The 19,861-nt window shown below is 38.0% G+C and carries 14 protein-coding genes; 12 read left to right on the top strand and 2 right to left on the bottom strand.

Going from position 1 to position 19,861, the window contains the following annotated elements; all coding sequences use genetic code 11:
• Positions 1-177: 177 nt before the first annotated feature.
• From ABIB40_RS04440 to ABIB40_RS04430, 3 genes are all read left to right on the top strand, one after another.
• A complete protein-coding gene (locus ABIB40_RS04440) occupies positions 178-1,623 on the top strand; it encodes a PAS domain-containing sensor histidine kinase (protein ID WP_354356397.1) in 1,446 nt (481 codons plus the stop codon).
• A gap of 137 nt (positions 1,624-1,760) precedes the next feature.
• Positions 1,761-2,405, top strand: coding sequence for a response regulator (locus ABIB40_RS04435; protein ID WP_354356395.1), 645 nt, complete (start codon positions 1,761-1,763; stop codon positions 2,403-2,405).
• 284 nt (positions 2,406-2,689) lie between these two features.
• Positions 2,690-3,199: an RNA polymerase sigma factor gene (locus ABIB40_RS04430; RefSeq protein ID WP_354356393.1), complete on the top strand. Its 510-nt coding sequence runs from the start codon at positions 2,690-2,692 to the stop codon at positions 3,197-3,199.
• 145 nt (positions 3,200-3,344) lie between these two features.
• On the opposite strand, the gene ABIB40_RS04425 is transcribed toward ABIB40_RS04430, so the two are convergent.
• The gene (locus tag ABIB40_RS04425; RefSeq protein WP_354356391.1) at positions 3,345-3,875 is read right to left on the bottom strand and encodes a superoxide dismutase family protein; all 531 of its coding nucleotides are present in this window, start codon (positions 3,873-3,875) and stop codon (positions 3,345-3,347) included.
• A 110-nt stretch (positions 3,876-3,985) separates the two neighbouring features.
• Here ABIB40_RS04425 and ABIB40_RS04420 point away from each other — a divergent pair, with 110 nt between their 5' ends.
• Positions 3,986-4,333 carry a hypothetical protein gene (locus ABIB40_RS04420; RefSeq protein WP_354356389.1) on the top strand — a complete coding sequence of 116 codons (348 nt, stop codon included), beginning with the start codon at positions 3,986-3,988 and terminating at the stop codon, positions 4,331-4,333.
• A 99-nt stretch (positions 4,334-4,432) separates the two neighbouring features.
• Here the strand turns inward: ABIB40_RS04420 and ABIB40_RS04415 are convergent, their stop codons facing one another.
• The gene (locus tag ABIB40_RS04415; RefSeq protein ID WP_354356387.1) at positions 4,433-4,711 is read right to left on the bottom strand and encodes a hypothetical protein; all 279 of its coding nucleotides are present in this window, start codon (positions 4,709-4,711) and stop codon (positions 4,433-4,435) included.
• A 1,167-nt stretch (positions 4,712-5,878) separates the two neighbouring features.
• Between ABIB40_RS04415 and ABIB40_RS04410 the strand changes: the two genes are divergently transcribed.
• From ABIB40_RS04410 to ABIB40_RS04375, 8 genes are read left to right on the top strand one after another with little or no spacing between them, the layout of a single operon-like run.
• Complete coding sequence (locus tag ABIB40_RS04410) at positions 5,879-8,899, top strand: SusC/RagA family TonB-linked outer membrane protein (protein ID WP_354356385.1); 3,021 nt, start codon at positions 5,879-5,881, stop codon at positions 8,897-8,899.
• Positions 8,900-8,930: 31 nt separating this feature from the next.
• Positions 8,931-10,442, top strand: a complete 1,512-nt coding sequence (locus ABIB40_RS04405; RefSeq protein ID WP_354356383.1) for a RagB/SusD family nutrient uptake outer membrane protein — start codon at positions 8,931-8,933, stop codon at positions 10,440-10,442.
• A 13-nt stretch (positions 10,443-10,455) separates the two neighbouring features.
• Complete coding sequence (locus ABIB40_RS04400; protein ID WP_354356381.1) at positions 10,456-11,565, top strand: fasciclin domain-containing protein; 1,110 nt, start codon at positions 10,456-10,458, stop codon at positions 11,563-11,565.
• 3 nt (positions 11,566-11,568) lie between these two features.
• Positions 11,569-12,690 carry a DUF5007 domain-containing protein gene (locus ABIB40_RS04395; RefSeq protein ID WP_354356379.1) on the top strand — a complete coding sequence of 374 codons (1,122 nt, stop codon included), beginning with the start codon at positions 11,569-11,571 and terminating at the stop codon, positions 12,688-12,690.
• A 21-nt stretch (positions 12,691-12,711) separates the two neighbouring features.
• Positions 12,712-15,861 (top strand): SusC/RagA family TonB-linked outer membrane protein, encoded by a 3,150-nt coding sequence (locus ABIB40_RS04390; protein WP_354356377.1) that lies wholly within the window; start codon positions 12,712-12,714, stop codon positions 15,859-15,861.
• 10 nt (positions 15,862-15,871) lie between these two features.
• Positions 15,872-17,398, top strand: a complete 1,527-nt coding sequence (locus tag ABIB40_RS04385) for a RagB/SusD family nutrient uptake outer membrane protein (protein WP_354356375.1) — start codon at positions 15,872-15,874, stop codon at positions 17,396-17,398.
• Positions 17,399-17,423: 25 nt separating this feature from the next.
• Entirely contained in the window at positions 17,424-18,176 is a 753-nt protein-coding gene (locus ABIB40_RS04380) for a hypothetical protein (protein WP_354356373.1), read from the top strand.
• Between the two features lie 29 nt (positions 18,177-18,205).
• Positions 18,206-19,828, top strand: coding sequence for a DUF5008 domain-containing protein (locus ABIB40_RS04375; protein ID WP_354356371.1), 1,623 nt, complete (start codon positions 18,206-18,208; stop codon positions 19,826-19,828).
• Positions 19,829-19,861 lie beyond the last annotated feature (33 nt).

The raw sequence follows: 19,861 nt of genomic DNA, 5'->3' as shown, positions 1-19,861 counted from the left end.
TTAAAAAAGGTAATTGCATATTAATTCTTAGAAGGTGCTTTTTTAGATTTGATAATTCAGATTTTAGTTTAGTTTAAGGAGCTCTTTTTGTTATCGAGCCTTTATTCCCTTTTCTGGTATTTATAATTTCCCCTAGAAAGCCGAAGGATAAGTTAACCAACCGATATAGCCAAATAGATGCCAAAAACGGATAGTCTTGCCAACGCGAACAATGATACAGCATATAGTAAATTCGCTAATTTTTTTGATTTTGCACCTCTTGGCTATTTTATTTTAGACGGGTTATGGCGCATTACTGAAATTAATCAAATGGCGCTGGCAAAACTAAATGTTGGGAAAAAGGAGGCCTTGGAAAGTGTGCTGACAGATTTTATTAGCGAGGATGATAGGGAGTCTGTTATCGCCATGCTAAAAAGCTTAGAGTTAGCTGAAGAAAAGAAAGTTTGCTGCGTAAAAATTCAACCACGAAATGGGAAGGCAATACACACACTTATAGAAGGGTTGACCAGAAGACGTTTGGCGGCCGGGAAACCGGAGTATTATATTACATTAACCGACATTACCGAAACGAAAGTTGGTGAACAAAGGCTTAAAACAGTTACCCAAAGGCTCAATCAAATTCTCAGGGCTTCTACCGCTGGCACTTGGAGCATTTACCCAGATGTTCGCGAAGTAATCTTAGATGAATATAGCAAGGAGATTTTCGAGGTTGATAGAGACGGCTTTTCAGGTAAGTTTCACGATTTCTTGCCGCTAATCGCGGTTGAGGATAGGCATAAAGTAACGCAGCTTTGTAACGAAGGCGGGAGCGAGCTAGAAGTAGACTTTGAACTAAATATAGTTACAAACAGTGGCCTACAAAAGACCATTTTGGCAAAAGGCATGCACTTTGAAACGCAGGATGAAGGCTGCTATTTTACTGGAATTTTTATCGATGTTACCGAGCTTAGAAAGGTGACGGGGCAAAAAGAAAGCGCTGACCGAAATCAACAAAAACTTTTAACCCAAGCTATTTTAGATGCTCAAGAGAAAGAACGGAATAAAATAAGTACCGCGTTGCACGATAGCATTTGCCAGCTCCTCTACGCCATCAGGTTTAATTTAAACCATGCCACAAAAAATTCGGGTTTTAAACTAAATATGGTGCAAATAACAGGTTTACTGGACCAGGCGATTACAGAAATCAGAAATTTATCTTATGATTTAACGCCATCTATTTTAAGAGATTTTGGCTTTACCGTTGGGATAAGAGAGATGGCTGAACGATTAAGTACAGGTAGCTTTAAAATTAGCTGTAACCTTCATAAGGAAACTGATTTATTGGCCAAAGACTTACAACTTTATATTTTTAGAATTGTGCAAGAGCTGATTAACAATACCATTAAACACGCACAAGCTACCAAAGCAGAGATTCTGATTGGTTTTGATGCGGGGTGTGTTAAAATTGTAGTGTCAGACAATGGTAAGGGTTTTGATAATAAGCAAGTTGATATTCAAAGAGAAGGATCAGGTTTGCGTGGAATAAGGAATCGCATATCCTTGCTAAAAGGCACATTCAATATTGTTGCAGAATACGGTACACGATGTGAATTCTCTTTCGATCCAAATGAATTTCAGGGGTAAACCAGGCCTGTTCTTCACTTAGAGCAATACCTAAAAAATAGGAAATCTTACAGGCCATCGCAGTAAAAAAACGGTCGATTTTGAAATTTTGGCACGTAAAATGAATATTCAGGCGTCTATACCAAAGACAAGGAACCGTGATAAGAGTAATTCTAGCCGAAGACCACAACATCGTAAGAAATGGAATCAAGATGCTTCTTGAAAGCCAACCAGGAATTTCTGTAGTTTCAGAAGCAGCAAATGGGCAACAAGTTTTAGATTTGATAAACGCTGGCTTAGAAGTAGATGTTGTGCTTGCAGACATTAACATGCCACAGATGGATGGCATTGCTTTAATAGAGGAATTGAAGAGCATAAGTCCGCAAACTAAGTTGTTGATTTTAACCATGTTAGATAATGATAAATATGTGGCGCAAGCTTTTGGTGCTGGTGCCCGTGGGTATTTATTGAAAAACTTGGGAGAAGATGAGTTGGTTTTTGGAATAAAGGCCGTGCATAGCGGTAGCAGATATATTTGTACCGAGTTGGCCTTAAGAATGTTGGACGAACTTTTAAAAACGAACGCACAAAAAAAGGAGAGGAGTGAAATTGACTTTACAGTAAGAGAGCTCGAAGTACTGCATCTTATCGCCGAAGGCTACACCAATCGCGAAATGGGCGAAAAGCTTTTCTTGAGCAAGCGAACGGTAGAAGGTCATAGGCAGGCACTCTTAGACAAAACTAGTACAAAGAACACAGCAATGCTTATTCGGTTTGCTTATTCTTGTGGTTATATAGATTGACGGGGCAAAAAAAGCCTAGAAGAATGTCCTTTTTAGTCTACTAATACACTATAGATTTGTTTTTAACTTTTTCCACGCTCAAGAACAAATACTTAAATGTTAAACGTAGAAATACTCAATTATAACATCTGTTGTAAAAAGACCTTTACTAATGCTCTTATGCCGGGTTGTAAAACAGATATTTTATTTTTTTTTAAAAAAATTACTTTGACTATAAAAATGTCGGTATGTATTTTGATGTTTTTTTATTAGATTTATTAGTTGCACTTTAAACCCCCAAGGATATGTTGGAAAAAGAATTTAGTACTATGGTTGAAGACCATATCCCTTCCCTAACCAAAAACGCATTAAAGTTTACTAAAAACTTGGAAGATGCAAATGATTTAGTTCAAGATACTTTGGTTAAAGCAATTCGCTTTTATAAAAATTATGAACCAGGCACAAACCTAACCGGTTGGTTGTTTGTAATCATGAAGAATACCTTTATCAATAAATGTAGGAAGGAGGCTCGAAAAAGAGCTTTAATTACCCAAGATGATGAGATATCGTCTGTAAATCTGCTTTACAGTGCCGATCATAATAAATCTACGGGCACCATGATTATGGATGATGTAAAAAAGGTATTGGATACTATCCCAGATGTATATAGAATACCTTTTGTGCGTTACGTAGAAGGGTATAAATACCATGAAATTGCAGAGCAGCAAAATATTCCTTTAGGCACAGTAAAAACAAGAATTCACGAGGCACGTATGCTGTTAAAAAAGCAGTTAAAGGTGTATGCAATTGCTTAATTAAAAAAGGTTTAAACGCGATTTCTTAGCATTAAGAATTTTGAGAAAGATTTGACATGTACTAAGTTTCAACGCTTTTAAAGAGGCTAGTAGACTAAAAAAGGCGATTATTTTTTAATCGCCTTATGTTTATAAAAGCCGCAAGTTAGTTAAAAGCATTAATTTCTCCACAACCCACACGTGGCCCAGAATTTCCTGAAGGCTGAGACGTGTAATCGTCGGTTCCACCGTGTACAATAATCCCCCTGCCTATAATGTCTTTTATATCTCCGTCTTTTATGCTCCATCTATCGGTCGTAACCGATATGGCACCATGACCCTTTCCGTCTAACATAATGTTGCCAATATCTCCGCTATGATAGGCTGCCGAACCCCATTTTCCATGCGCTTCTTTGGTTGGGTTCCAATGGCCCATTGCTGCTTTGCCCATATCGCCACATTCGCCATGCTCGTGGAAATGAACGGCTACATTGCTGTCTGCCCGGAGTGCGTAATTAATCTCTAGATCCATTTTTATTTTTCCATCTGCCAATTGGTAAAATTTAGCCGTGCCAATTTGTTTACTGCTATCGGCAGTCTCCATCAACTTAGACATAGCAATCTCTTTTTCTTTGTTGGCGAAACTGGCCAAAAAAACAAGCGCAAGCGCGCAACATACAATAACGTTTTTTTTCATAACAATTAAAATTAGTTTTAACAGAATAACTTATATTTCGGCTAATGAGCGGTATAAAAAACCATTTAACCAACCGATTGTTAAAATTAAACATAAAAAATCTAAAAATCATGGAACAGCCAGCAACAATGAGCACTTTAAGCCAGGTAATGGAAAAATTAAGGTTAAACGGAAAAGACAACGAACTTAAAATATCTGATCATGGCAAGATGCAGAGCGCCGCTCTCTCAAAAATCTATACGCCAGAAGATCTTACCATTGTTAAAACATACAGGTTTGAAGGCGAGTCTGATCCAGGTGATAACTCTGTATTGTATATTTTGCAAGATAAAGACGATGCGATGAGCTACATTATAGATGCTTATGGCGCTTACTCAGATCACGATGGTCCTGCCTTCGATGATTTTTTGAAGAAAATTAAGGTGGCAGATAGAGATGAACAAGAGTTGTTTGACTGAAGCTAAAACAGGCAGACTTAAAAATCTGCCTGTTTTATGTTTTCTTAACTATCTATTATAAGCTTCAACTGCCCTTTCTATATTTCTAGAGCCGGTTGCTTAAATTAAATAGCCGCCAAGCCCCAAGGCAATTCCTGTGCCTACTTGCACAAAGCCTCCAGTCTGTTGGTTATCATTGAATGAATTAACGTTAGAAAACATCATAATCACACCAGCAATTGCTGCAGCTCCAACACCAACATAAATCGCGGTAGCGATTTTTCTCTTTTTTCGATATTTATTTAGGAAATCAATGCTTTTTTGATTGTCTGCCATATCTCTACTTAGATTATAGTAGTTCACCTTTTTGAGGTCTCCAAACTCTTTATTATAAAACATCCTTATATTTACAGACTGTTGAACTCTTGGCCTAAATCGATAAAAGTCATGTTCAAAAGAAATAGGATCATAGGTAATTTCTTGAAAGAGGTTTATTTTTGCTGTTATAATTCTCTCAGAAAACGAGACTCGATTAAAAAAGTCGATTTTCCTGGTATCAGCAAAGAATCCATCACCATTACTAAAAACATAACCTGCGCCGCAGGCACGCGGTAAGAATTTACTCTAAACGACCAAGAGCGTAAAAAATCAGCACGCAACCTAATTTTTTTTCATAGACCGTAGAATCAGAATAGAGGTACAGAAAATCTTTTGATTCGTTCATTTGAGAACGAGCGTTTAGGTCATAGCAAGCCATGACCAAAATGAGTAATTTTTTCATATTGATTTACATTTGTGCGTGTAATCAAAAAATACAAAATTTTTATTCCGAAAATCTTTTGTAAAGAACAAAATACAATGTGAAAGCTGATTCTAAAAATCCCCTTTTTACAAACACATAAGGCATTGTGTTAACGAATAAAGGAATTGCTGCTAAACAATTTTTTTAGAATCGGCATTAATATCGAATTTTGAGAATTGATTTAGGTATGCGGAAAACAACTGCATAGCCAACAAACAGTCTGATAATGAACAATTTTGAAAGGGGTATTCAAAACTTCGCGATAGCTTAGCGAGTTACAGCGGCTAAATTGTTACTGGAATTAAAGATTTCCTATTCAAAAATTTGTAACTTCTGTCTCGGGAAAAATTTGTGAAATTGCAGAATAGTGCAACTTAGATTTCCTGATTTTAGTACATTTTATGCCAAAAAAGAGTACACCTGGTGTAAATATATGCTTTACTAAGATATAGTAAAGCTAAAATTATCGCCATATAAATGCTATAATAGCAATAAAACACCCATTACTAATGTAATTTATCTAATTTTTAGATTGTTTTATAACAATATCAATAAATTTTATAAAATGATTTGTTAAAACGATTTAGTGTCTATATATTTGAGCTTACGAGTTGTAATTAACTAACCAACCAAAAAACTATATATGAGAAACTCTACTATCCCAATGTCGCGGTATTTATATTTTTTAACTGCCGATTATTAAAGGCAGCTGAACAATAACGATAGATCCAAAACCATTTTATAAATCAAAATTCCAATTTATTATGCGATACTCACGGGTGTGCCTTGCTATTTTTATGGCCCTTATTGCCATGTCCATATCGGACATTGTTAGCGGACGCGAACTCAGCGTAAGTTCAAAAAGTAATTCTTTTCAGTTGCAGGATACTACAAAGAAGGTTTCTCAGGTAGATTCTGTAGGAAAAGATTCTTTACTTAACGACAGCGCTCAGTTGATTACTGAAACCTCCATGTACAATAGCCTATCTGCTAAGGCGGTAACGAGAGAAACTAAGAAGCTGTCATTGTTTCCTGCTATAGCCCTTCAGCAGACGCTAAAGAGTAACTACGCCGGTTTGTATATTCAAGAGCCATCTGGAGAACCAGGTTCTGTGCAAAATATGTTTATTAGAGGTGCAGCGATGCCGCTACTCTCTAAAAAAGACGTATATCAAATACAGCCCCTTGTTGTTTTGGATGGAATTCCGCTTATTGGAGACCACCCTTTTGCGTTCGACGTTCAACAGTACGATTTTAACAGACTTGGAACAGCTACAAATCTTCTAAGTAATATAGACATGAACAATATAGCGTCTGTCCAGGTTTTAAAAGATCTTGCCGCAGTTGCAATTTACGGTCCTAGAGCCGCTAACGGTGCGATAATAGTTACTTCTAAGCAGCCAGGATATTCAAAAAAGATAAGCTTCGATAGTTATGTAGGTATGGTTCAAAAACCAACTGTAAATACAATCAACGGACAATATGAAAATGATTTTAGACAGCGCTTTTACGATAAATATACTACAAACGGCAGATATTCTGACGATGAGGTCTATCCTGTTTATTTAAGTGATTCGCTAAATAGTGTTTATAGCGGAAAATCAGATTGGACAGATTTATATTATAAAAATGCCGTAATTTATGGTGTTAATGTTGCACTTTCTGGTGGTACCGATAGAGCTAACTTTAGGTTTTCACTAAACAACACAAAAAGCAAGGGTGTCGCAGACGATACTGGTTTGGATCGATATGGTGCAAACTTCAACATCAATATGCGGCCTATTAAGTGGCTTCTTTTTTCTGCTTATGTAAATGCCAATCGAGTTAATAGAACTAGAAATAAATCTTTGAGAGATAGATTCGCACAACTTAATTATTTTCCAGATTTGAGCGCTCCATTACCGCCAAATAAAGAATATTATGGCACTTATCTAACGCAGTATAGTAAAGGTTTTGATGACAATAAAAATAACATTATAGAAGGATACGCAAGGCTGGTGGGTACATTCGGAAAGCTAAAAATAACTTCATCTTTTAATGTAGATTATAACGAAGGCTATAGGGACGTATTTTATCCTCGTACTTTATTACAGGGCAACAGCTATGCGTCTAATTATTATGGGTCCAACCAAAGACTTATGATAGAGAACAGAGCCAATTATGACTTAAAAATAAATGAAGACCAAGATGTTAATTTTGAGGCTGGCCAAAGCATACAATATGACACGCATAAGTATGATAACGCTTATGCTTATAAAGGTACAAACGATTTTATTAAAATAAATCTTTTAGACTCAAGACCGCAAGTAGATGGCGCGGATAATCCCGCATATTTAACTCCTACTGCCTTTCCCAGAGAATTAACTTTCCGTGCTTTAGATAGAACGAAGAGCAATTTGGTTTCTTTTTATGGAAAAGCTAACTATTCTTATAAAGACAAGTATTTTGTTGGCTTAACCATGCGGGCAGATGGGTCTTCTAATGCTCAGCCTACCTCGCGGTGGTTTTACTCTCCTGTATTATCTGCTGCTTGGAGTGTAAAAAAAGAGTTTTTAACCGATATTTCTGTGATTGACGACGCAGTGCTACGTGCTAGTGTTGGTAGATTAGGGCGCTTAAACGTATTTGATAATTTTGCAGAAGGCCCGCAGTATACCGCTTCTGTTGGCTATACTGGAAATGTAACTGTTCCAGGATATAATGGATTCGGAGTTTTAACCAGGCCTTATGCTGCTGGGTTTGTAGGATACGACATTCCGTGGGCATATACGGAACAGTTAAACATAGGTTTAGATGTTGCTTTATTAAAGAATAAATTAAACGCTTCTTTTGATTACTACACCAAGACAGATAAGAAGCAATTGTTGGGTATCCCTTCTTATGCAGAATATGGTTATCGCCAGTCTATTGAAAGTGGGATGGATGTGAACAACACAGGTGTTGACCTAAGCCTGAATTACAGAGCAATAGCTCACGACAATTTTACTTGGGTAACTGGTCTAAATTTTAACTACAACTCAAATAAGTTAAAGGCACTTCCTCGGGGTCTAGACCAAATAGTTATTGGAGACAGGCTTTTAAAAGTGGGTAGTCCAGTAGATCAATATTGGTTGTTGCAAAACAAAGGCATTTACAATGCTGATGCAGACGTGCCAGTAGTAAATGGACAGCCTTTAAAATACAATGGCATTCCATTAAAGGCTGGCGATCCACGGTGGGTTGATCAGAACGGCGACAATAATATAGATGATAATGATAGAGTTTTGCAAGGAAACTCGCTGCCTAAATTCTATGGCGGCTTCGACAACAATTTTACCTATAAGCAATGGAGCCTAAACACAAATTTGTACTTTAATCTAGGCCGTAAAGTATTGAATCAAGAAAGTGCAACCCGTTTTGATTTTGTGAACAGTCAAGGTAGCAACAGTATAAGTTCTGTTAAAGAGATTACCTTTTGGGAGAAGCGTGGCGACTATACCAAATATCCACTTTATAACCCTTGGAGTACCGTGATTCCATATCGTTTACAACAAGATTTATTCTTAGAAAATGCATCGTTTTTAAAGCTTAGATCTGTATCTGTTGGCTACGATTTTACAGATATGTTTAAGAAAAATAAGGTTAAAATCAGTAAAATGATGGTATATGCCTCTGCAAATAACATATTTACAATTACGAAGTACAGCGGCCAAGATCCTGAATTGATTGGTTACAACGGCATAGATGGAGGTTACGGACAACCGATACCAAGAACGTACACACTAGGAGTTAAAATGGAACTTTAATATGGAAATGAGAAAGAAAAATACAACTGTGATGAAAAATATTTTATATGTGCTTCTTCTATCCATTATCGGCTTAACCAGCTGTAATAAGGCGTTGGATATAAATTCCACCCGTGTGGTAGGCGAAATAAATATGTGGAATTCGGTGGAGGACGCCAGGGCTGGAATTTTGGGCGTGTATGCGCTTACCAGGGCCGCACTAATTGATAATGACGGGCACTGGATTTATGGAGATGTTAGGCCAGGCGAGTTTCAAAGTCCGGCGAGATTAGATTTAAAAGCAATTGGCAGCAATAATTTAAATGCCTCTTACCCGGTGGTAGAAGCATTATCAGACTGGACCCGCTTTTACGCAGTGATTAATGCTGCAAATGTTTTTCTAGAAAATGTGCAAAGGGTAAAAGACAGCGATAAGCGATACACAGCTAACAATATGACTGTAGATGTCGCTCAAGCCCGTTTTCTAAGAGCTTTTACCTATTTCTACATCGTGCGGATCTGGGGCGATGTTCCTTTCATTACCTCCTCTCATGAAGGGAACTTTGTAAATAAGCCGAGAGAAAACCAAGATAAAGTGTTGGCTTGGGCAAAGCAAGAAGTTTTGAAAGCTGCTGAAGATCTTCCTTTCATTTATAGCGGTGGAGATATTCAGCAGCCAAGCGATTATTACAATGAAAACGGCAGCCGTTGGGGCGGGGCACTTGCAACAAAAATTTCTGCCTATGCAATTTTAGCTCATATAGCGGCATGGCAAGGAGATTATAGTAACGTGGCAACATACGCTAAATTTGTAGAAGACAACTATCAGAAGAGTGCCGGAGGTTTTACTTCGAGCAACGATTTAACAAACGCAAATGGATTTTTCTATAATAAGAATACACGCCAAATGTTAGGCTTTAATTCAGATTATGGGCATGTAGATGGTTCTGCAACTGGGCATATTGAAGAGCTTACACTTGCTGCACCTTTAATTAGTAAAAACGTACCAGATATTTTTCTTCCTAAAGATTCTATCATCAAATATTTTGATCTTCAGAACGATGACAGATTTAGCATCGATTCTTTAAGTCAGCCGCGTAGCGAACGGTACTTTACCAATTTTAATGGCAAATATCCCATTTTTAGTAAAATTAAATGTATTCAGGGTGGTATAGCAGACCCAACATTTAGATATTTCACCAGCGCTTGTGTCTTTACCCGATTAGAAGATATTGTGTTGTTAAGAGCTGAGGCGCTAGCGGTATTAGGGGATCAAAATGGCGCATTCAGCGAACTATTTAATGTGTTGGGAAGAAGGGTTAGCGGGAACATTTCCATCAATTTAGGCGCAGACAATAGTTTGGTTGGTTTAATTTTTAAAGAACGTCATAGGGAATTGCTTGGAGAGGGCTCTAGATGGTATGACCTAGTTCGTCTGAATAAAATTAAAAGGAACGACCCTAAGTTTATGAACTTAATCAATTCTGGCGGTATATATTGGCCTATTTCAAGAAAGTTGATATCTGAAAACAGTCAGTTAACCCAAAACGCATATTGGAAATAATTATAAATTGAATATGAAAAATCTTAAAACATATTTGGGCATGTTCTCGGCAGTTTTGCTGGTCCTTGCGCTATATTCTGGATGTAAGAAAGACGGGGGTTACTATGAAGCGGTGGCTAAAGACGCTACATTTAACGGTACAACCTACGAATACCTTAAAAGCAAGCCTGGAATTTTTGATAGTTTGATCAAGGTAATTGACAGAATGGACTTAAAAGCGACATTAAATGACAGCGACGTAACGCTATTCGCGGTTACAAACCCAAGTTTTCAGTTGGCATTAAACAACCTAAATAGGTTAAGAAAGCAATCTGACAAAGACGCGCTGTTTTTGGCAAACATAGATGGTGTTCAATTAGACACTATGACCTCTTACTATATTGTAAAGGGAAAGATAACAACAGACAGCTTGGCGCTACAAGACGGTCGCTTCCTTACTGGAGTAAGGCAAAATTATCCTATGCATGCAAGCGTAACCAGACGGTCTGCTTCTGGACAGGTAACAGCTGGCCCAGAAGTTATTAATTTTGACAATACAAAAAGAAGCAAGTTTACCAGAAATTGGGCTACAGCTACTACAGCGTCTAACAATATTAAAACCCAAAATGGTATTGTGCACGTGTTAAATTCTGATCATATTTTCGGTTTTGATGAGTTTGTTAAACGCTTAACATTTGTTCCGCCGCCACCAAATTTGATGAGAACGATCGGTGGAAAGCTTACGGTGTTACATGAAAGTAACGGGGGGGCTACCAATGGAGAGGGTTCGCTTAAAGTTATTGATGGTGATGACCACACTAAGTTTTTGGCAGATCTTCAAGGTCGACTCTGGATGCAATTTGAGTTGAATACACCTGCTGTCTCTAATATTTATACGCTTACTTCTGCCAATGATGCGCCAGAAAGGGATCCTAGGGCGTGGACTTACGAAGGATCTAATGATGGCAGTACCTGGACCGAATTAGATAGGGTATCTAACTTCTTTTTTGAAGAAAGGTATCAACAAAAGGTGTTCCTCTGTAAGAATACCAAACCGTTTAAGTTTTACAGGATAGACATTACCGAATTGAGAAACAGCGGGACGTTTCAACTTGCAGAATGGTCAATCAATAGCCCTAAGTAAGCCATGAGAAAATTAAAAGACAAAATATTCGATACAATGCAATCAAACACAAAAATAAAAGTAGTTTTTCTTGTTTTGGCTACGGCGGTGTTGGGAAACAGCTGTAAAAAAATATATAACCTGCCGCAAGAAAAAGATTTTATAAGCAATAATGTCAATTTTTCTAACAAGGTGTTGGATCCAATTATCGGGAGAAATAATTTACTGGGCAACTTTAACGCAGATTATTCTACTTTTCCAATAAATTTTGAGATTGTTAATGCAAGATATGGGGATGGAACACCTTATACAGATATCTTTAAAAAAGTACCTACATTGGTTTTTATTGCACCATATACTGGTTTAGAAACAAGCTTGGCAGAAATTGAGGCTAAGCGCAAGGTAGAGGAGCGTCCTATGTTCGAGATTAGATCGTCCGGACAATTTTTGCTCTGGGGATCTTCCACAAACGATTTGATTAAACCAAGGCCAATTGATAGCACTAACCTATCACAAGATACTAGGTTTTTTGATGTAAAGATTACTAACACCGGGGGAGAACGACTAATTAGAGATTTTCAGATCAGACCTTTTAGAGAAAGACCTTATGAACCCTCTAACGATTTTAACGCATATACTGGGCTAACTGCTCCTGACCCACAGTTTCCTCTGGATACAACAAAGAGAGATTACATTCGCCCGTATTTAGACAACGTTATCGGTGCAGTGTCTGACCTTCCTATAAGTAAGTATGATAAAAATGATGTGGTAGTATATATCAGACCATTTACCGGGGGCAACGGACATTCATTGCGAATTAAGGTATTGAACAAAGACTCGACAGAAATAAATCCAAATCAGTTTAATGAGACTGTATATGAAAAGATGATTCATGGTTTCAATATGCAAAAGACTGATAAGTATGTGCAATATGATGTAGCCTACCCAATTCCATTGGCTGAAGTATCTACTTTTTATGCTCCTGGCGGGTCCAGAGCTAAAGTTCAATTAAAATATTCGCGTTTAGGCCAAGGGGGCGGGAGACAAGTTGCAACTATAGGGCTCGATTTTGCGATTTATAGACAAGGAGATTGGGAAATTGTATTTCATTTCCGCAACCAAAACCCAAAATTCACAAACGAATAAGAAACTTAACCGCTTTATATTATGAAAAAAAACATACTCTTTTATGCAGCGCTTGTAATCTGTATAATATGGAATTTGCAAGCCTTCGCGCAAACTAATGTTACGGTTAAGGGAACTGTAGTAGATAAGGAGTCCCGTCAAGGTATTCCGGGTGTAACCGTTACCGTGGGCTCTACAAAAAAAACGCTTACTGCCACCAACAATAACGGGCAATTTACGGTTACGGTTCCTGTAGGTACCGTACTGTCCTTCGCTTATATTGGGTTTAATGCTCAAACCGCTAAGGTAACTGCCAATACAACTTCGCTAAATATTGTTTTGGGCGAAGACAAGAAAGATTTGAAAGAGGTAGTAATCATTGCCTATCAAAAAAGAACCAAAGAAACTCAAGCGGGATCTGTTTCAATTATTACTGCAGACGATATTAAAGATATCCCTGTCTCTAGCCCCGAGCAACTGTTGCAAGGTAAGGTACCTGGATTAAACGTGCAGGTTAATACTGGCGCGCCGGGCTTTAGAGGCTCTGTGCAAGTGCGCGGTTTGTCTTCTCTAAGTATTTCTGGAAACGGTAATGAGTCTTTTTTGCAACCCACGTCTCCTTTATACATTATAGATGGAGTGCCATTAGATGCGGATAAAGCTGCGGAGTTTGGTTTCCAAACACAAGGGCCAGGGGTTAGTCCACTATCATTAATTCCACCAGAAGACATTGCAACTATCCAGATTTTGAAAGATGCGCAAGCAACTTCCTTGTATGGTTCTAGGGGAGCTTATGGGGTAATTATCATTACCACAAAACGCGGTAACTCTAAGGTGCCTCGTGTAAGGTATACCGGAAATTCTTTCGTAAAAACACCTCCAAAATTAAGAGAAACGTTGGGCGGAGACTCTGAGCGTACTCTAAAAATAAACCAAATCATTGGTAACGCCTTAAGTCCGGATGATATTAGGAGGATTGGATTTACGCCGTTTTTGGCAGATAGCTTAAATGCCTATTATAACAACTCTACAGATTGGCAGTCCATATTCTTCCAAACCACTTATAATCAAACGCATAACTTGGCTTTAGACGGTGGAAATGAGAAATTTAACTATAAGGCTAATTTAGGCTACTATGGAGAGAAAGGTGTAATTAAGAACACAGGATTTAATAGATATAATTTAAGCATGAATACCGAATTTAAGCCAAATGATAAATTTCGCTTTTTCGGGTCAATCTATGCATCCGTAGGGAAGCAGAATAAGGGAAGTGGCGTTGGTTTACTTCAATCTGGTGTTGCAGATAATGGGCAGGTTTCTACGCTTTTACCACCTCCGTCTTTTTATCAAGCTACTGGCGCGGTGCTGTCTGCGTTACAAACGGCCAACGACAATAGCTCTAGAAACATCCGGGCCAATGTAGATGCCAGGTATGAGTTTATTCCTGGCTTGGCTTTTCAATCTGCGGCAAGTTATGATTATACTTCAGATGCGGAGACGACCTTTACACCAGCTGCAGCGAACGGTCAGTTTGCGCAGATTTACGACTTTACCGGAAGAACATTTCAGCTGTACAACAGAAATGGAATTACCTATTCTAAAACTTTTGGAGAAAAGCATAATTTATTTATAAACACATTTAACGAAATTTACAAGCAGGGAGCTCAAAACGGAATATCGCTCCAAAAAAGAACTCCTAATGACCAGATACAAGGACCATTTGGCTTTGATGGTTACAACTCTCGTGGTGGTGGTGTTTTAAGTAATTTTAGAAATGCTACTATAGCCTCTTTTGCGGCTGGCATATCTTATAATTATGATACTAAATACGTGTTAGAGGGGTCTTATAGACTGGATGGTACTTCTTCTAGTGGATTAGATAATCCTTACTCTAAAAACCCATCTATCGGGTTAAGGTGGAATTTCAACAAAGAAAAATGGTTGGAGAATGAAACATGGTTGTCTTTTGGTAGTCTGAGAGCTACTTGGGGCCAAAACATTGTGCCAACAGGAAATTTAGAGAGTATATATGGTAGATATAATTTAAATGGTAACTTTAACAATACGCCAACCATAGGTATCGATTATCATCAAGTTCCCAATCCTAACCTAAAGCCGACTACCACTACTCAGTACAATTTTGGGTTGGACTTAGGGCTTTTTAAAAGCAAGTTGACCCTAGCGTTTGATACCTATTTTAAAAGAGTGAATAATTTATTGTTTGATAGAAATTTATCCAACGTAAGCGGGTTTGATATACTGTCGAGTAATGACCTTGGAATTGCAAATTACGGGTACGAATTAATTGTAACAGGAAAGGTTTTTGACAGCAAAAATTTCGGTGTGGATCTTTCTGCCAACGGGGCAATCAATAGAGATGTTTTATTAAAGTTACCAGCAGAGTATAATGGGCAATACATTAAGTTCGACAATTCAAAATATCGCCAGCACAATGTGTACAGAGTAGGAAGAAATACGCTATCAAATTTCTTGTTTGTAAATCAAGGTGTATATCCTACAGATGCAGCTGTGCCAACAGACCCAATTACGGGTAAAAGGTATCAATCTAATAATGCATTCTTCTTAGGAGGAGATCCAAATATAAAAGATGTTAATGGTGATTATGTATTGGATAACAACGATTACGAAATTAGTGGTAACTCCCAGCCTTTAGTTACAGGTGGCGTGTCTACAAACATCCGTTATAAAAACTGGGGATTAAACATGTACGCAAGCTTTACGGCAGCTCGTACCATTTTAAACGATGCATTGGCAGATCGTATAGCAATTGTGCAAGATCCATATTCATTAAAAGCGTATGTACCGTTAGGTGACCTAAACATTTGGAAAGCTCCGGGCGATGTAGCTAAATATCCAAATCCTTATGATTACCGTCGTTTTGGGCAAATTCAACCGGTGCGCCCAGACCAAACCCTATGGGCAGAACCTGGCGGTTATTTTAAACTGAGCAACGTTACACTGTCTTATCGTTTTTCTAAAGAAGCGGTTGGAAGATATGGTTTAAACAGTTTGCGTATTTATGGGTCTACAGATAATCTTATCTCGTTCTCTAAATATAGCGGGCCAAATCCAGAAAATGTTACAGCGTTAGGTCGCGATGTTTCGACGGGGTATCCAGTACCACGCACTTACAACATTGGTATAAACATAGAACTTAACACAGGGAATTAAAAATACAATTATGAAAAAATATATAATTTGTACATTGGTTATTGCAGCATCCTTTTGCCTGCCATCGTGTAAAAAATTCCTTAACATACAGCCTGTAGATAAATTAACTGGAAACAACTTTTTTCAATCTAAAGAAGATGTTACGTCAAACATTTACGATTTATCTAGAATTGTATTTAGCAAGCTTAATGAAACAGCCTGGGTTGGTGCCACTGGCGAATATCGCTCTGGAGAGGCGCTGTATGAAAGTCAGTCTGACGCTGCCACTTCTAGGGAGTTTGTAGATTATCTTGGACGGAATGATTTAATAAGTGTGCTTCAAGGCGGTAGACCTTGGGATTTTTACAACTTCCAGAAAATTATCGATTGGACTGGATATTATCGGGCGATTCAAGGAGCAAACATTTTAATTTCCAAGCTAGATGAAGGGATTCCAGGAATTTCAGAAACAGAAAAAAACCAATATAAGGCGGAAGCTGTATTTATTAGAAACTTAAGTTATTTTTTTATGGTAAGGTTATTTGGCGATGTACCTTATTACACAGATGCATTCCATTCGAAGGCACTTGCTAGAGAAAATATGGTTTCTGTATTTAACAAATGTATTGCAGATTTGCGGGCAAACAAAGATTTTCTGCCATTTGCCTACGGTGATCCGGCCCTTCGGGGCGTGCGCGCCAACCGAGGAAGTATGCTTGCTTTAATTGCCGAAATGAACATGTGGAATGCAGGCTTCGATTCCAATAACGCCAATAAATATTATCAAGATGCCGCAGATGCCGGAATGGAAATTATCAACAGCAATGCCTACCGTTTATTACCCCTAAGCGAATGGGCGACTGTAGTAAAGGGCAGGTCTGAAGAAAGTCTGTTTGAATTTTACCAAAGTATTAATTATAATGATCAGGTTCTTAATGTTGCCCCAATAAGCGATATGTTTTTGCACTATCCATACAAGCGCCCAGAATATACGCACCGGGTTAGCTTTGCATATTATAGGGCTGAGTACATGCAAAAGTTATATCAAGACGCATCTGACAAAAGAAGGACTACGTGGTTTAACGAAGACATTTTTGCCGACAATGGGAAATTTATGATGATCAAATTTGCAGGGAACTCTTTTATTAGAGGCGAGGAAGATGCCAACCCAGACAACACATTTATGATATTTAGATACGGCGGAGAGATTTTAACCACCGCCGAAGCTTTAGCCCATTTGGGTCAAACTACGGAAGCAGTAGCACTTGTTAATAAAGTAAGAGAGCGTGCGCAAGCTACACCTTATGCCGGGGGCGGTTCTGACACTGATCTGCTAGATTATATTTTTTATGAAAGATCCAGAGAGCTACAGGGTGAAGGTTTTCAATATTATGATTTGGTACGAACCAAAAGAATTTTAGACAATCAATTTTCTTACAATGTATTAACGCCAGATAAGTTTGCTCGTGGCGCTTGGACATGGCCAATAAGCTCAAATGCACTATATAATAACCCCTTAATGCAGCTTAATACCTATTGGACCAATGGTGGAAATTAAATTTAAAAGGAATAACAACTCAACTATGAAAAATCTAATAATTACCTGTTGCGCGTTGCTTTTGGGTTTAAGTGCCTGCAAAAGAGACAACTATTATAAAGACGGTGGCCTTGCAAAAGCAGATTTTAATGGCAATATGCTACAATACCTAGAAGCTAAGCCCATTCCTTTTGATACCATTGCACAGTTGGTAAAATTAGCTAAGTTAGACACGGTTTTTAGCAAAGACGATTTTACATTTTTTGCTCCAACCGATGACATTTTTAAATTTACACTGGGCGATATTCATACATTTGACAAAAATCAACCTGCGGGTAGGACACAACGTATCAGCCTAAACCAATTGTTATTTGATGCTGGCAGAGACACCATTAAAACGTTGGATCAGGTAGATGGCGCTATATGGAGAAAGTATTTAATGCGGTATATGTTTCACGGTTCCAATAGACTCAAAGATTATCAACAGATAGATTTTAGCTTGGTAAGTCTTTATGGAGGTGCAATTTACAATTCTTATGGCGGCACACCAACCAATATTGGAGTAGTTTACAACGACGCTAACAATGTAAAATATATTGGTTATAGGCAATTGGCTATATCTTACATTTACGATATTTCTAGGCCCGATGGATTTCAGTTTACGAACTTTGTAGCATCTTCTGATATTAAGCCTACCAATGGTGTTGTGCAGGCTTTAAGATTTGATAAAACAGATTTTGGCTTTAATATAATTGATGTATTTACAGACATTTATACCACAGGCCTAAAAACCAAATAGACCAAATAATCTTTACTTTAAGATATTTTATGATGAAAAAAATTAACTACATACTCGCCTTTTTTATATTAGCTTGCCTGGTATTTCAAGGCTGTAAAAAAACTTCTACAGATTTTAAAGATCCTTATGCAGATGGAAGGCCATCTCTTGGTGTTTTATTAACTCCAACTACGCCTCCTTCTCCTGCTATCGGCGCGCCCGGTACCGAAGTTACCTTTCAGGCTAAGGGATTTATGAAATATAAGGATAAAATGGTGTTTTATTTCAATGGAGAAGAGGCCGAGGTAAAAAATGTTACCGAGACTACCATCGTCGCCATTGTGCCTGCAAATGGTAGCGGAGGTGTAGTTTCGATAGGTATTGATGATCAGTTAGTCATTGGCCCAGTGTTCGCTGTAACGGGAAACATTAAATTTGATCCCTCGTTTAGAGCCACCGCGGGTACTGATAATTCCGTAAACTCTGTGTATTCCTTGCCCGACGGTCGGAATTTGGTATTGGGGAATTTTACGAATTACGATAATAAAGGATTCATCCTACCGGTTAATCGCATAGCGCGCGTATCTGAAAATGGAGAGTACGACGCTACATTTAGATCTGGTAAAGGAGCTAGTGGTGTATTATCTAGGGCTGTTCAAATTGGAAACAGAATCTATATTGCTGGTGGATTTGGTGGGTATGATCAAAGAGGAAGCGACATTAGCAACATCACTGCTTTATTTACTAATGGCTCAATTGATACCATCCAAATAAAAACCAAGAAAAAGCCAACGTTAACAGATACCGTAACAAGAAAATGGTTTCCAAAATTTAATGGCGGTACAAATGAATATATCAACAGGGTTTATAACCACCAAGGTAAAATCCTTGCAACTGGAGACTTTAGATTTTACGTAAAGAGAACTTATGACAAAGATAATTACAACTTTACAAGAGACACGGTTATTTTAGATAGCACAGAAATAAGACAGATCTTAAAGTTTAATTTAGATGGATCGCTTGATAAGACTTACCGTTTTAATGTGGCAACAGGTAAAGGGAATGCTGGCGCAAATGGACACATAGATAGCTATATGCATACTGAAGGCCCTCTGCTCGAAAAGTTATTAATATTTGGTAATTTTACCACATTCGATGGTCAGCCAGCTGGAAAAATTCTTAGATTAAAGGTTGATGGTACGCTAGATCCGACTTTTACGCCTGGATCTGGAGCAAATGAGTATATAGCCAGTTTAACCTATAACATAGCTACAAAGAAATATTTTATTACAGGCGGTTTTAACAGCTATAATGGCACGCCGGTTCCCGGAATGGCCTTGCTAAATGAGGATGGAACTATTGATAAAAGTTTTATAGCGCAACGTTTTGATACGGGTTTTGCAACCTATGCGCAGCAGTTATCGAACGGCCTTATCGTGGTAACTGGCTCATTCAGAAAATATGGTGGAGTTTCTAGAAACGGCTTTATGGTGCTTACAGCTAAGGGCGATCTTGCAAAAGGTTATAATGCTACAGGCCCATTTAACGGATACGTAAGTGATATAAAGGAAACTAAATCTGCCGACGGTAAAATGGCTTTGTTATTAATGGGTAGATTTAATCGATTTGATCTTAAAGACGTTAACAACATCATTAGAGTAACGGTAGAGTAATTTATCCAAGTAAAAATTTTAAACAAAAATGAA

The sequence above is a fragment of the Pedobacter sp. UYP30 genome (genome assembly GCF_040547165.1).
Taxonomy (GTDB): Bacteria; Bacteroidota; Bacteroidia; order Sphingobacteriales; family Sphingobacteriaceae; genus Pedobacter.
This window is presented reverse-complemented; position numbering and strand designations above follow the sequence as displayed.